Here is a 12,690-nt window from a genome sequence, read left to right on the forward strand (position 1 = left end):
TGAATGCGTTCGCGTTCTTCTATTGGACCGCGGGGGTGGGGCGGGTTCAGGCTGGTGTGCGTCCCGTGCAGGTGGAACCGCTTGCCGCACGCGGGCACCCCATCGTCCCGCGCGACAGCCGGAAAGAGGGCACGAGGCATGCACACGCGACGCATCGGTGACGTGGAGGTCAGTGCGATCGGACTGGGCGGGATGCCCATGTCGATCGAGGGGCGGCCGGACGAGGCACGTTCGCTCGCCACGCTGCACGCCGCCCTGGACGCCGGAGTGACGCTGATCGACACCGCGGACGCCTACCACCGGGACGCCGACGAGGTCGGGCACAACGAGTCCCTGATCGCCAAGGCCCTCGCCTCCCACGACCGGGGCGCCGACGTACTGGTCGCCACCAAGGGCGGCCATCTGCGCCCCGGCGACGGCAGCTGGACCCTCGACGGCAGCCCGGAGCACCTGAAGGCGGCCTGCGAGGCGTCGCTGCGGCGGCTCGGGGTGGAGGCCATCGGGCTGTACCAGTTCCACCGCCCCGACCCGCGCGTGCCGTACGCCGAGTCGGTCGGCGCGATCCGGGACCTGCTGGACGAGGGGAAGATCCGGCAGGCGGGCATCTCCAACGCGAACCCGGAGCAGATCAGGCAGGCGCGGGACATCCTCGGCGGACGGCTGGTCTCCGTGCAGAACCAGTGGTCCCCGGCGTTCCGTTCCAGTGAGCCGGAGCTGCGGCTGTGCGACGAGCTCGGCATCGCGTTCCTGCCCTGGAGCCCGCTCGGCGGCATCTCCCGGGCCCGCGAACTGGGTTCCGCCTACGCGCCGTTCGCCCGGATCGCCGAAGGGCACGGGGTGAGCCCGCAGCGGGTGTGCCTGGCCTGGATGCTCGCCAAGTCGCCGGTGGTCGTGCCGATCCCGGGCGCCAGCCGCCCGGAGACGATCGTGGACTCGGTGGCCGCGTCCGAACTGACTCTCACCGCCGCGGAGATCGCCGAACTGGATGCGGTGTAACCCGGGACGACGGTCGGCGAAAGCGCGTCTGCCAGAGCTCATGTGACCCGGCCCCCGGAAGGAACCGCCGCCAATGGCCTCGCCGTTGGAGAGACCGCTCGACCACCGTTACCGAGGCGAGCATCCCGTCCGCACACTCGCCTACCTCTTCCGCGCCGACCGCCACCGCCTCGCCGGCGCGGTCGGCGTCTTCGCGGTCAAGCACAGCCCCGTGTGGCTGCTGCCGCTGATCACCGCGACCATCATCGACACCGTCGTGCAGCACCGGCCGATCTCCGAACTCTGGCTCAGCACCGGGATCATCCTGTTCATCCTGCTGGTCAACTACCCCCTGCACCTGCTCTACGTACGCCTGCTGTACGGCAGCGTGCGCCGCATGGGGACCTCCTTGCGCTCCGCGCTGTGCACCCGGATGCAGCAGCTGTCCATCGGCTACCACTCCCGCGTCAGCGCCGGCGTGCTCCAGGCCAAGGTGGTCCGGGACGTGGAGACCGTGGAGCAGATGGTGCAGCAGACCGCCGAGACCGGGCTCGGCGCGGGCACCGTGCTCATCGGCGGACTCGTCATCATCGGCATCCGCACACCGGAGTTCCTGCCGGTCTTCCTGGTCGTCGTGCCCGCCGCCGCGCTCGTCGTCGCCCGCCTGCGCGCCCGGCTGCGCACCCACAACGAGCACTTCCGGCACGAGGTGGAGACCCTGTCCTCCCGCGTGACCGAGATGACCCGCCTCATTCCGGTCACCCGCGCCCACGGCCTGGAGGGCAAGGCGCTGCGCCGCATGGACGGCACCCTGCACCGGCTGCTCACCTCCGGCATGCGCCTGGACCTCGTCAACGGCCGCTTCGGTTCGCTGGCCTGGGTGGTGCTGAACGTCGTCGGCGTGCTCGTCCTCGCGGGCGCCGCGCTGGTGTCGTACTACGACGTCTGGGGCGTCACCGCGGGCGACGTCGTGATGCTCAGCGCCTTCCTGACCACGCTCACCAACTCCACCACCACGCTGGCGGGCCTCGCCCCCGTCATCACCAAGGGGCTGGAGTCGGTCCGCTCGGTCGGCGAGGTCCTCCAGGAACCGGAACTGGAGGACAACGAGGGCAAGTCCGAGGTCGCCGAGGTGCGCGGCGCCGTCACCTTCGAGCAGGTGGGGCACGCGTACGGGGCCGGTGAGCGGCCCGCCGTGCACGACGTCACGCTGTCGGTGCGGCCGGGGGAGACCATCGCCCTGGTCGGCGCGTCCGGCGCGGGCAAGTCCACCGTCCTCAACCTCGTCATCGGCTTCATCCGGCCGACGTCGGGCCGGCTGCTCCTCGACGGCACCGACATGAACACCCTGGACCTGCGCACCTACCGGCGGTTCGTGTCGGTCGTGCCGCAGGAGTCGATCCTCTTCGACGGCACGATCCGCGAGAACGTCGCCTACGGCATGGAGGACGAGGCCGACGAGGAGGCGGTGCGCGCGGCACTGCGGGACGCCAACGCGCTGGAGTTCGTGGACCGGCTCCCGCAGGGCCTGGACACCCTCGTGGGAGAGCGCGGGGCCCGGCTGTCCGGCGGGCAGCGCCAGCGCCTCGCCATCGCCCGCGCGCTGATCAGGAACCCCAGGGTGCTGGTGCTGGACGAGGCGACCTCGGCACTGGACACCCGTTCCGAGGCGCTGGTCCAGCAGGCGCTGGCCAGGCTGCTGGCGGGGCGTACCACGTTCGTGGTGGCGCACCGGCTGTCCACCGTGCGGGGCGCCGACCGGATCGTGGTGCTGGGTGACGGCCGCATCCAGGAGATCGGCACCCACGAGGAACTCCTGCGCCGGGGCGGGGCGTACACCGCGCTGCACGCGGGCCAGGTCGCCTGACCGCTCCCGTCCGTCAGGCGGCGCTGCTGCGCGGGACGCGGCGGGAACAGGCCACGTCGTGCTGCGTCCCGCAGCTCGTCCACCAGGGTTCACAGCACGCGGCGTCGAGCTCGGCGCGCACGACGGCGTCGGTGGCGGCGGGCCCCGTGCCGCGCGGCCGCGGTCCGGCCGCCGGCTCGCGGGCCTCGGTCTCGCGGACGAGGGCGATCAGCGGGACCAGGCTCGCCAGGGCGAAGAGACACGCCGCCCACCAGGGACCGTGGCTCACCTCGACGACCGTGGTCAGGGCGAGGCCGGCGCTGGTGGTGACGTAGAGCGCGCAGAGCAGGCGCTGGGGGCAGTTCATGGGCGTACACCGTTCGTGCGTTCATGCGTCCGTGCTGAGGGGCTGCCCCCTGTTCAACTGTTCACGCCCGCAGGGGAAGCGGTTCGGTTCCATAGTTGCGGGAACGTCACTCCTGCGGGTCCGGCCCCAAGCGGATTCGAGCGTCAGTCGGGTCCGCGCCGAAAGGATTCCGTCAATCGTGAGCCGGAGAGCGGCAGACGTGATTGGTCTCGCATCGCCCGGGCATACGCAGCGAAAATCGAGAGAGGGGCTCTTCGTGCTCGTTCCGGATCCGAAGGTCGTCAGAGAGATGTTGACGCGGTACGCATCGCTGCGGATCGCTGACGCGGAGCGGGGCAACCCGGCGACGACAAGGGAGTTGGAGGACGTCAGCTACACGCTGTGCGTCATGATGGGCACCACCTGTGTCCACGAGGCCGTCGCGAAGGCGGACGCTCTGCTCGTCGGTGTCGGCCGGGCGGCGGACCTGTCGGAGGAACCTGCCGGGCGCGGCGGTCTGTTGGCGGTGTGAGGGTTCGCCGGCACCGGCCCGCGGGTTCAGACGCGGGCCGCCCGGGAGTCCGGGCTCCCGTGGAAGGCCGCGCGGTAGGCCTGCGGACCGGTGCCGACGACCTTGCGGAACCGCTCGCGGAACGCGGTCGGTGAACCGAACCCCGCCTGCCGCGCGATGCGTTCGATCGGGTGGTCGCTGCTCTCCAGCAGGTACTGGGCACGCCGCACCCGCGCCCGCAGCAGCCACTGGAGCGGTGTGGTGCCGGTCTGCTCGCGGAAGCGCCGGCTGAAGGTCCGCTCGCTCATGCCCGACCGGGCCGCCATCGCGCCCAGGGTGATCTCCCGGGAGAGGTTGTCCTCGATCCACTCGAGGACCGGTTCGAGTGTCGAGCCGCGCGGCACCGGCGGGTGGTCGTGGACGATGAACTGGGCCTGGCCGCCCTCGCGTTCCAGGGGCATGACGGACATCCGGGCGGCGTCCGCGGCGACCGCGGAGCCGAAGTCGCGGCGGATCATGTGCAGACACATGTCGAGGCCGGCGGCGGCGCCCGCCGAGGTGAGGATCCTGCCGTTGTCGACGTAGAGGACGTCCGGTTCGACCCGTACGTCCGGAAAGCGGCGTGCCAGCTCCTTCGCGGCCACCCAGTGGGTGGTGGCGCGCAGCCCGTCCAGCAGCCCGGCCTCGGCCAGGACGAAGGCGCCCGCGCACACCGAGGCGATCCGGGTACCCGCCGCGGCCGCCCGCCGCAGCGCCTCCAGGACGGGCGCGGGTGTCGGCCCGGCCTCGGGCGAGCAGCCCGGCACGATCACCGTGTCGGCGTCCGCGAGCGCCTCTAGGCCGTGCTCCACGCGCAGCGAGAAGCCGCAGTCGGCCCGGACCTCGGGCGCCGCGGCGCACAGCCGGATCCGATAGGGGCTGCGTCCGTCGGGCAGCCGCGTCCAGTCGAAGACCTGCATCGGCGCCGCCATGTCGAACGGCACCACCTGGTCCAGAGCCAGGATCGCCACGGTGTGCATGACCGCCACGATAGGCGGGTTCCCGCCAGCGCCACCAGCTGGGTCCGAGGAAAAACCCGCTGGTCACGGCAGTTGGCGGGAATCCGTTGGAAGCTGTCGTTTCAGCCTCTGTGCTCGCCGGTGCGGAGATCCCTAGCGTGGCGGCCGAACCCCTTCGAACGATCCTGGACGCCACCTCATGACCAAGTTCCTGCTGTCCCTGCACGTCCTGGCCGCCATCGTCGCCATCGGCCCCGTGACGGTCGCGGCCAGCATGTTCCCGCCCGCCGTGCGCCGAGCGGACCCCGCCTCCCCGGCGGCGTCGGGGACCGTCGCCCTGCTGCACCGCATCTGCCGGATCTACGCCCGCCTCGGCCTGGCGGTGCCGGTCCTCGGCCTCGCCACCGCCGCCGCGATGGGCGTCCTGGGTGACGGCTGGCTCATCGCCTCCATGACCCTGACCGCCGTGGCCGCCGGTTTTCTGGTCGCGTTCGTCCTGCCGCGTCAGGAGGAACTCCTCGAGGCGCTGGACGGCGGGCAGCCGGTCGAGCGCGGGCAGACCGTCCAACTCGCCATGTTCACCGGCCTTTTCAACCTGCTGTGGGCCACGGTCACCGTTCTCATGATCGTCCGCCCCGGCTCCACGACGGGAGCCTGAGTCAAGCCGAACGGTGGAATTCACCCCGCAGGGTGCAGTGGCGCCTAGACTCGGCAGCTGCGCCCATACCTGTGGGCCCACACACGAAAGGCACGTTGACGGGTGTTCCAGGATTCCCCCATCTATGACCGACTCATCGCGGAGCGCGGCGACGTACCCACTCAGGTTCGCAGGGAGGCCGAGCGAGTCAGCAGGGAACTGGAGTTCGTCATGCAGCCCCTCCACTCCATGGGCCGCACCCACCTGGGCGATCTGCCGCCCGCCCCGCCCGCCCCGCAGTGGCAGCGGGCGGCCCTGCCCGGCCCCGGGCAGCTGTGACACTCAAGGCACCGCGGTGTCCCTGCCGTTGACCCGCCCGGCGGGGCCCGGCTCGGGACGGGCCAGCCATGCGGCGACGCTGTGGGCGATCGGCTGACCCGTCTCCACCTCGACGAAGCCGAACTGCCCCGACTGGTTGCACTCCAGGAACCACCAGGTCCCGTCGGCGTCCTCGGCGAAGTCGAAGGCGCCATAGGCGAGTTCGGCGTCCCGGAGATAGGCGCGTACCGCGTCGGCGACGCGCGGCGGCACGTCGGTGGGCGTCCACGGGGTGGCGGGGGAGGCGAACCGTACGTCCACGTCGTCGTCCTCCGCGGCGGCCTTGCGCGCGGCCAGCATCCGCTCGCCCACCACGGTCAGCCGTATGTCCGCCCGCTTGGCGACCCGCCGCTGGAGCAGGGTGGGGCCGAAGGCGACGGCGGAGAAGTCCGTGTCCGGCGCGACCCTGCTGGTGGGCACCGCCCGCGGCGGGTCCTGCGGATGCGCCCCGGAGACCGGTTTGACCACCAGGTCCGGATAGCGCTCGGAGAACTCACGGGCGGCCTGCGGGAAGGTCGTGATCAGCGTGGCCGGCACGGGCAGCCCGCAGTGCTGGGCGAGCCGCAGCTGCCAGGGCTTGTGCCGGGCCCGTGCGGCCGCGTCGGGATGGTTCATCCAGCGTGCCCCCGAGCCGCGGAGTACGCCGTACAGCGCCTGTGACGACTCCTCGGTCAGCCAGGCGGAGGGTGCGGCGGCCCGGGCGCCGGGGGCGCCGGGCCGCCGCACCCAGACCGACCGCAGCCCGCTGATGCTCACCAGCCGGCCCCCCGAGGACAGATGGCCGCGGAACGAGCCGTGCACGTACTCGGCCGACAGCGACACCCCCTCCGTGAGGTCGGCCGGGTCGAGCCGGACCACCGGAGTTCCCGTCGCGTTGAGATGGACCACCACCATGTCGGCGGTGACGTCCTCTTCACAGGTCAGGATCAACACGGTCATGTGCGTCCGCCCGTGTTCAGTCGTCGAAGTGCGTCTTCGACCCCGCCGTGGAGGTCGTGGTCCCGAGTTCCCTCAGCAGCGCCTGGTCGTGGGCGGCGATCCGCCCGTCGGAGAGCACGTTCAACTGCCGCCCGGAGTCGTAGACATACGGTGCGGTGCCCTCCGACTGTGCTGCCGGACGTGCGTAGTTGAGCGCGAACGGTTGCATCGTCTCTCCCTCGTGGGTCCTGCGCCGATCCAGCGATGGTCACCTTGCGCCGTCGCCCGGTCCACCGACTTCCGTCGGCTTCCTGAGACTTATACGAATCGAACGGGTGATTGGTTTCCCTACGCTGCGTAGTCATCTGCGGTTCACGGTCCGCACAACGGAGGAGACGTGGGTGAACTCACACAGGTTCACTGCGGGAGCTCTTGCGCATGGTCCGCAACGCCAGGAGCAGGACGCCGATGTCATCGAGGTACACGGGATCGGGCATCAGGTCGGTCGGCAGGAAGAAGTACGCGAGGGCACCCCAGAAGACCCAGCGCGGGCCGGTCGGAAGCCCGGCCTGCCGCAGTCCGCGCCGGGCTCTGACCAGGCGTACGAACACCGCGACGGCGACGGCCAGGACGGCCGCCGCGACGAGTGCGGCGACGGCGATCCACTGGGTGCTGATGTTCACCAGCCCTCCTTGCCTCCGGGTGCCGCGAAGTGGGCACAGAGTCGGATTCCCCTTCAGGGCCCCGGTATGGCTCGCGGCGGCCGAAGCGGTGCGCTCGACCACCGGTGAGAGGGGAAGGGACGGGACGCCGGGCGGCGTCATACCCGTGGCCCACCCGAGTGGCACGGCCCGGCGAGGCCGCCTACTAATGGTCACCGTAACGTCGCGTGTCGCGCGTCGGGGGCGCATCAGCGGCGGCCGCACCCATCCTTTGGAGCCCCGCATGACCACTAGTCCGCCAACCCCGCAGTCGAACGAACCCGCCATACCCGCCACGGAGAACACCGGCTCCCTGAGCCCGTGGCCCGTCGTCGCGAACGCGAGCGGTCCGGCGTACGGCGATCCGGTGGACGGCCTCGTGCGTGCCGCCGTGGCCGACCGGCCGCTGGAAGAGGTGGCCCAGCTCATCACACTTCTCGAACAGTCCCCGCTGTACGCGCGGGCCACGGTGGACGCGCTCCGCGCGGTCGGCGCCAACCGTTCCGTGGACGACGTCACCCGGCTGGTCGTCCTGCTCACCCGCCCGCCCAGAGACGCGGCGAGCGCCGACGAGGCGATCCGCGCCGCCGTCGAGACGCGTCCCGTCGAGGACGTGACCCGGCTGATGGCCCTGTTGCAACAGGCGCCGCTGGAGCCCCGCTGCGGGCAGGAGGCGCTCAGGGCGGCCGCCACCGGCCGGCCCGTCGAGGAACTCGTGGAGCTGATCGGCCGTCTGGCGGAGGAGCGCCACGACTCCCACCCGCCCCAGGCGGCGGAGCCGTCCGCACCGGCGGACGCCCCCCACCCGGGGCTGCCACCGATCCCGACGGAACTGCCCGGCCTGGTGCGTGCCCGGTCCGCCGGGCCGCCGGCCTGGCCCGCGCGGCTCACCGCTCTGGCCCTGCTAGTGTGCGCCGTCGCCCACTTCCCGGTGTACCAGGAAGGGGTGTCCCTGCCCCGCTTCGGCGTCGTCCTCGGCCTGTCCGGCCTGTGTCTGCTGCTCGGAGCGCTGGTGGCCGCGCGTCCCGTGGCGCTGGTGCTGTTCCCGGCGGTCGTGCTGCCCGCGGCCCTGGTCGGGGCCCAGCTGTACGCGAGCCGCTCCGGCCTGGGTGAGCTGTCGGCCGCCCTGGACCTGTCGCTGGCACCGGCCTGGGCCGCCGGGCTCGCCGCAGGCTGCGCCGCCCTCGCGGCGCTGACCGCGCTGGTCGTCCGCCTGGCCACGCCCGCACCGAGGCGGAGCGTGCCGAACCGGCTGCTGGCCGAGTAGCGGGGGCGGGCGCCCTCGTAGGGCGGTGAGCGGACCGCCTTCCGCCGCGGCGCTCAACCGACGCGTAAGCCGTCGGCCGGGCCCTGGGAGCCCGAGCGCTCCGAGGGCCCGGCCGCCGTTCAGCCCGTGCCGTCCTCGTCCCGAGCGGGCCGGCGGGGTTTGAGGCGTTCGAGGGTGCGGGTCAGCTGCTGCAGCGGCGAGCCCGCCGGTTCGGCGGGCGGTCGGGGTGGCTCGACGCCGGCCTCGCGGTAGGCGGCCAGCGCCTCGTTGGCGCGCTCGGCGGCCTCCCGGTACAGGTCCCGGGACTTCGTCATCGCCTCCAGCGCCTCGGCGTACATGGCGACCAGCTCGCGCTGGCGGACGAGTTCCTCCTCGGCGGTCAACAGCCGCCACTGCTCGCGCAGGGTGGCGATCGCGTCCGCGGCGCCCTCCGGCAGCGGCCTCGGCAGCTCCGCGAACCGGGTCACCGCGTCGACCAGCTCCGTGGGCCGGGTGCCGTCCAGGAAGACGCTGCGGACGGAGAACTCGTCGCCGGTGTGGCCGGGCGGCAGCGGGGGCAGCACGACGGCGCCGCCGCGCGGGACCTCTACGTCGAACTCCTTCAGCGCCCAGTTGACGGCCCGGAACTGGTGCGGCGCGGCGCGGTGCTCCACCACGCGGTGCCGCAGGCCCGGCGGGAGGTGCTCGGTCAGTGAGCGGCGGCCGCGCTCGTCGGGGGTCATGGCCTCGTGGACGACGAGATGGACGGCCCAGGAGTCGCGCACGCAGTCCCGGAGCAGCCGCCGCAGGTCCTTGTCGTCCTCGGGCAGCCGGTTGACCTCCCGCAAGCGCAGGTCGGCGACGGTGTCGTGGTCCCAGCCCGCGTCCGGGTCGAGCGGCCAGAACATGCCTACGGGGCTGGCCCAGGCCGCTTTCCAGGGCTGCTCCGCCTCGGCTACCAGGACCCACCGCGCGCCGGGTCGCGGGGTCTCGCCGGAGCGGGGGGCCTCCTCGGGCCGGAGCGTCAGCCGGGCCCGCACGGTCACCTCGCCGTCGACCCGCCAGCGGGCCTCGAAGGCCTGCTCCTCCTTCAGTTCCAGGAAGTCGTCGACGACCGCGCCGTCCTTGAGCTGCTGGAGGTTCACGCGCAGGACGTCCGCGGCGGCGGGTCCGGCATGGCGGCCGCGGGCCGGCCACACGGTGACGGGCAGGGTGGCGGGGGAGGAGGTCTGCATGAGTCCATCTGTGGGCGGGGGAGCGTGCGCCTCCCAGTATCGTCACGGCACTTCCGACGAGCTCGGGCGGGGGTGGGCACCGGTCCCGCGGCGGGCGCCGCGCCTGAACCTCGCGCCGGAGCGCGCCCGAGTGATCCGCGCACCCGGGGTGTGCGCGATCCACTTCGGGAGGCCACCGTTCACCCGTGTCCGGCGCGTGCCCCGTCCACCACAATGACTCGGACGAACGGGGCCCGCTCACCATCCGCATTGGGGCGGGCCCCGTTCACCGGCCCCACGGCCAGGGCCCCCACCCCCACCTCCACCCCCACCTCCACCCCCACCTTCCCGGCACGCGCCGGACACGCCCCCCGCGCCCCGACGCGCCGGGCTCCAGGTGTGTCAGGCTCGCGTAATATATCGGCAGCCGATATATATTGGTCGCATGGCATCGAGGAACATGACACAGGCGGCGTTCTTCGTCCTGACCGCCTTGGCCGACGAGCCCCGACATGGGTACGGCATCCTGCGGGAGGTCGAAGAACTCTCCGACGGCGCGGTGCGGCTGCGAGTCGGCACGCTCTACGGCGTGCTCGACCGGCTCACCGCGGACGGCCTGCTCGTGCTGGACCGCGAAGAGGTCCAGCAGGGCCGGCTGCGGCGCTACTACCGCCTCACCGACGACGGCATGCGGGCCCTCGACGCCGAGGCGGAGCGGATGGCCGCGGGCGCCAGCGCCGCCAAGCAGCGGATCGCCGAGGGGCGCAAGGCCACCGGCGCCCCGCCCGTCACCGGACCGGGACTCGCGGGAGGCCTCGCATGACGACCCTGCTCGAAGCGCGCTACCGGACGGTGCTGCGCCTGCTCCCCGCCTACTACCGCAGGGACCGGGAGGAGGAGATGGTCGAGGTCTATCTGTGGGACGTCGACCGCGACACCCAGGACCAGAGCAGGCCCACCCTCGGCGAGGTGGCCAGCATCGCCGTCCTCGCCGTGCGCACCAGGCTGGCGACCACCGGCGCACCCCGGCGCTATGTCCTGTTCGGCTCGGCGGTCCGGCACTTCGCGCTGTACGCCGTACTGCTCCAGGCGGCCGCCATCGTCTCCGACGAGATCCTGCGGGTGACCTGGTCGGCCACCCGCGGCGCGCGGGAATGGGACCTGTTCCTCACGGGCTTCACCGGTCCCGACCCGCTGTCGGCCGTCGTCGCGATCGCCGGCTGGGTCCTGCCGCTGCTGTGGACGGTCGCGTTCTTCGCCCTGGTCCATGACCGTCGGCGCCTCGCCCGGACCGCCGTCCTGCTGGCCGGCCTTCCCTCGCTGTGGCCGCTCGTCGGCCCGCTGGCGAGCGACTGGTCGGCGTCGGACCCGTGGTTCGCCACGGCCAACGCGCTGTTCGCCTGGCTGCCCGCCCTCGCCGTGTGTGCCGCGTACCACCGCGACGCCCCGCGGGCCACGCTGCCCGGCGACGCCCCCGGCCTCGCCTTCCTGGCCTGCTGCGTCGTCACGGGCGCCTCCGTCGCCGTCGTGCCCGCCATGGCCGACATCGCCTGGGCGCCCGCGACCTGCTTCGTCCTCGCGGTCCTGGGCTGGCTGCTGCTGCGTACCCGCCGCGCGGTTCCGGGCGCAGGGAGCAGTGCCCTGGCCCTGGCCGTACTGGGCCTGTTGATCCTCGCGGTGCGGGTGGCGGCACTCTTCCCGTGGCTCGGCTTCCCCCTGCCCGCCGTGTTCCTCGCCGGGGCACTCGCCCAGGTCGCCGCGCTCACGCTCCTGGTCGTGGTGCTGGCCGTGGTGGCCAGGCGCGACCTCGCCCCCCGCTGACAGTGCCGCGCCGCGCGCTCGGCTGTGGGATGTGCGTGACCAGGTCAGTGCGGATACGCCCGCGGGGGCCGCTGGCGGGGCAGTTCGTCGCGGAACTCCGCGATCACGGAACTGATCTGGCGCATCAGCGCGGTGTTCTCGAGGCGGTCGAGGTAGAGGTTGTGGCGGGCGAGGGTGGGGGCGTCCACGCAGAAGTAGAGAGCCATGAGCGGGTTGACGAACAGCTCGCTGTTCCGGGTGCGCTCGGTGAACCGGACGTCGCCGAAGTCACCGCGTACGGCGGCGGCGACGGAACCGTTGACGATGCTCGGGTGCTCGGGCGTGGACTCCTGCGCGTGTGCCACCGCGTCGAGGTACAGCGCGCCCTCCCGGCTCTCGCGCGGCAGGGAGAACGCGCCGAGATAGCCGCCGTCGCGGTCCAGCGCGGCCAGGTTCTCCAGCACCAGGGCGTGGTTGACGCCGTGATAGGCGTCCACCCCGAAGCCGAGGCAGGCCACGAGTCGTTCGGGTATCGCGTCGAGCCCCGCCACCACCGCCAGGCTCGCCATGTCCTCCTCCGGTGTGCCCAGCCCGTGTTCGTCGCCGCGCAGGAGGATGTCGGTGCCGCCGTCCACCAGCACGATCGCGTCCACCGGCCCGAGGTGGTCGAGCAGGGTGCGGTAGGCCTCCCGCAGCGGCTGGACGCCGGAGCGCGGGAAGGCGTACACCGTCGAGGGCAGCCCCTGGCGGTCCAGCCATCGGGAGAGGGCCAGTTCGGGGAAGTAGTCCCCGCGGGCCACGGTGTCGGGGCGGACGGCCGCGACGTCCCGGTCGAGCCACACGTCCGTGGCGAGGCCGTACAGGTCCGCGAACGACAGGTTGGCCAGGTGCACCTCCTTCCCGGCCGACCGCAGCGCGAGGGCCAGGGGAAGGCCCGCGTAGATGTCGAAACCGCCGCCCGCGCCGGCGACGAGCACCCGTCGCGCGCCGCGCAGGCGGGTGAAGAGGGCAGGCTCATGGAGGGAGAACACCGCAGGACGCTAACAGGGCGCCTGTCCGTCCGGCGATCTTTTCTTCCACGGGCTTGTGGGAGCGCTCCCATGCAGGGCAGGATGCTGCG

15 protein-coding genes are annotated in these 12,690 nt (G+C 72.6%); 8 read left to right on the forward strand and 7 right to left on the reverse strand.

Annotated elements, in window-relative coordinates; genetic code table 11:
• The first annotated feature begins 138 nt into the window (after nucleotides 1–138).
• Together ACZ56U_RS03390 and ACZ56U_RS03395 are read left to right on the forward strand one after the other, a co-directional pair.
• Nucleotides 139–996: an aldo/keto reductase gene (locus ACZ56U_RS03390; RefSeq protein ID WP_469082337.1), complete on the forward strand. Its 858-nt coding sequence runs from the start codon at nucleotides 139–141 to the stop codon at nucleotides 994–996.
• Nucleotides 997–1,069: 73 nt separating this feature from the next.
• Nucleotides 1,070–2,842, forward strand: a complete 1,773-nt coding sequence (locus ACZ56U_RS03395; RefSeq protein WP_469082338.1) for an ABC transporter ATP-binding protein — start codon at nucleotides 1,070–1,072, stop codon at nucleotides 2,840–2,842.
• Nucleotides 2,843–2,855: 13 nt separating this feature from the next.
• Here the strand turns inward: ACZ56U_RS03395 and ACZ56U_RS03400 are convergent, their stop codons facing one another.
• On the reverse strand, nucleotides 2,856–3,188 hold the full coding sequence (locus ACZ56U_RS03400; protein ID WP_469082339.1) for a hypothetical protein: 333 nt from the start codon (nucleotides 3,186–3,188) through the stop codon (nucleotides 2,856–2,858).
• A 256-nt stretch (nucleotides 3,189–3,444) separates the two neighbouring features.
• On the opposite strand from ACZ56U_RS03400, the gene ACZ56U_RS03405 reads away from it, so the two are divergent.
• On the forward strand, nucleotides 3,445–3,699 hold the full coding sequence (locus ACZ56U_RS03405; RefSeq protein ID WP_469082340.1) for a DUF5133 domain-containing protein: 255 nt from the start codon (nucleotides 3,445–3,447) through the stop codon (nucleotides 3,697–3,699).
• A 26-nt stretch (nucleotides 3,700–3,725) separates the two neighbouring features.
• On the opposite strand, the gene ACZ56U_RS03410 is transcribed toward ACZ56U_RS03405, so the two are convergent.
• Complete coding sequence (locus ACZ56U_RS03410) at nucleotides 3,726–4,697, reverse strand: GlxA family transcriptional regulator (RefSeq protein ID WP_469082341.1); 972 nt, start codon at nucleotides 4,695–4,697, stop codon at nucleotides 3,726–3,728.
• A 178-nt stretch (nucleotides 4,698–4,875) separates the two neighbouring features.
• Here ACZ56U_RS03410 and ACZ56U_RS03415 point away from each other — a divergent pair, with 178 nt between their 5' ends.
• Both ACZ56U_RS03415 and ACZ56U_RS03420 read left to right on the forward strand, forming a co-directional pair.
• Entirely contained in the window at nucleotides 4,876–5,334 is a 459-nt protein-coding gene (locus ACZ56U_RS03415; RefSeq protein WP_469082342.1) for a DUF2269 family protein, read from the forward strand.
• A gap of 102 nt (nucleotides 5,335–5,436) precedes the next feature.
• Nucleotides 5,437–5,652: a hypothetical protein gene (locus tag ACZ56U_RS03420; protein ID WP_391230713.1), complete on the forward strand. Its 216-nt coding sequence runs from the start codon at nucleotides 5,437–5,439 to the stop codon at nucleotides 5,650–5,652.
• Between the two features lie 3 nt (nucleotides 5,653–5,655).
• Here the strand turns inward: ACZ56U_RS03420 and tgmB are convergent, their stop codons facing one another.
• The 3 genes from tgmB to ACZ56U_RS03435 form a co-directional block, all read right to left on the reverse strand.
• Nucleotides 5,656–6,630 carry an ATP-grasp ribosomal peptide maturase gene (tgmB, locus tag ACZ56U_RS03425; RefSeq protein ID WP_469082343.1) on the reverse strand — a complete coding sequence of 325 codons (975 nt, stop codon included), beginning with the start codon at nucleotides 6,628–6,630 and terminating at the stop codon, nucleotides 5,656–5,658.
• 16 nt (nucleotides 6,631–6,646) lie between these two features.
• Entirely contained in the window at nucleotides 6,647–6,838 is a 192-nt protein-coding gene (tgmA, locus tag ACZ56U_RS03430; RefSeq protein WP_391230716.1) for a putative ATP-grasp-modified RiPP, read from the reverse strand.
• 178 nt (nucleotides 6,839–7,016) lie between these two features.
• On the reverse strand, nucleotides 7,017–7,292 hold the full coding sequence (locus ACZ56U_RS03435; RefSeq protein ID WP_469082344.1) for a YkvA family protein: 276 nt from the start codon (nucleotides 7,290–7,292) through the stop codon (nucleotides 7,017–7,019).
• 262 nt (nucleotides 7,293–7,554) lie between these two features.
• Here ACZ56U_RS03435 and ACZ56U_RS03440 point away from each other — a divergent pair, with 262 nt between their 5' ends.
• Nucleotides 7,555–8,577, forward strand: a complete 1,023-nt coding sequence (locus tag ACZ56U_RS03440; protein WP_469082345.1) for a hypothetical protein — start codon at nucleotides 7,555–7,557, stop codon at nucleotides 8,575–8,577.
• A gap of 119 nt (nucleotides 8,578–8,696) precedes the next feature.
• On the opposite strand, the gene ACZ56U_RS03445 is transcribed toward ACZ56U_RS03440, so the two are convergent.
• The gene (locus ACZ56U_RS03445; RefSeq protein ID WP_469082346.1) at nucleotides 8,697–9,791 is read right to left on the reverse strand and encodes a hypothetical protein; all 1,095 of its coding nucleotides are present in this window, start codon (nucleotides 9,789–9,791) and stop codon (nucleotides 8,697–8,699) included.
• A 439-nt stretch (nucleotides 9,792–10,230) separates the two neighbouring features.
• Here ACZ56U_RS03445 and ACZ56U_RS03450 point away from each other — a divergent pair, with 439 nt between their 5' ends.
• Together ACZ56U_RS03450 and ACZ56U_RS03455 are read left to right on the forward strand one after the other, a co-directional pair.
• A complete protein-coding gene (locus tag ACZ56U_RS03450) occupies nucleotides 10,231–10,593 on the forward strand; it encodes a PadR family transcriptional regulator (RefSeq protein WP_469082836.1) in 363 nt (120 codons plus the stop codon).
• A complete protein-coding gene (locus ACZ56U_RS03455) occupies nucleotides 10,590–11,591 on the forward strand; it encodes a hypothetical protein (protein WP_469082347.1) in 1,002 nt (333 codons plus the stop codon). The genes ACZ56U_RS03450 and ACZ56U_RS03455 overlap by 4 nt, the downstream gene beginning before the upstream one ends.
• A gap of 44 nt (nucleotides 11,592–11,635) precedes the next feature.
• Here ACZ56U_RS03455 and ACZ56U_RS03460 read toward each other — a convergent pair whose 3' ends face one another.
• Complete coding sequence (locus tag ACZ56U_RS03460) at nucleotides 11,636–12,601, reverse strand: DUF1152 domain-containing protein (protein WP_469082348.1); 966 nt, start codon at nucleotides 12,599–12,601, stop codon at nucleotides 11,636–11,638.
• Nucleotides 12,602–12,690: the final 89 nt, after the last annotated feature.

It is taken from the genome of Streptomyces sp. NPDC034103 (assembly GCF_055575395.1).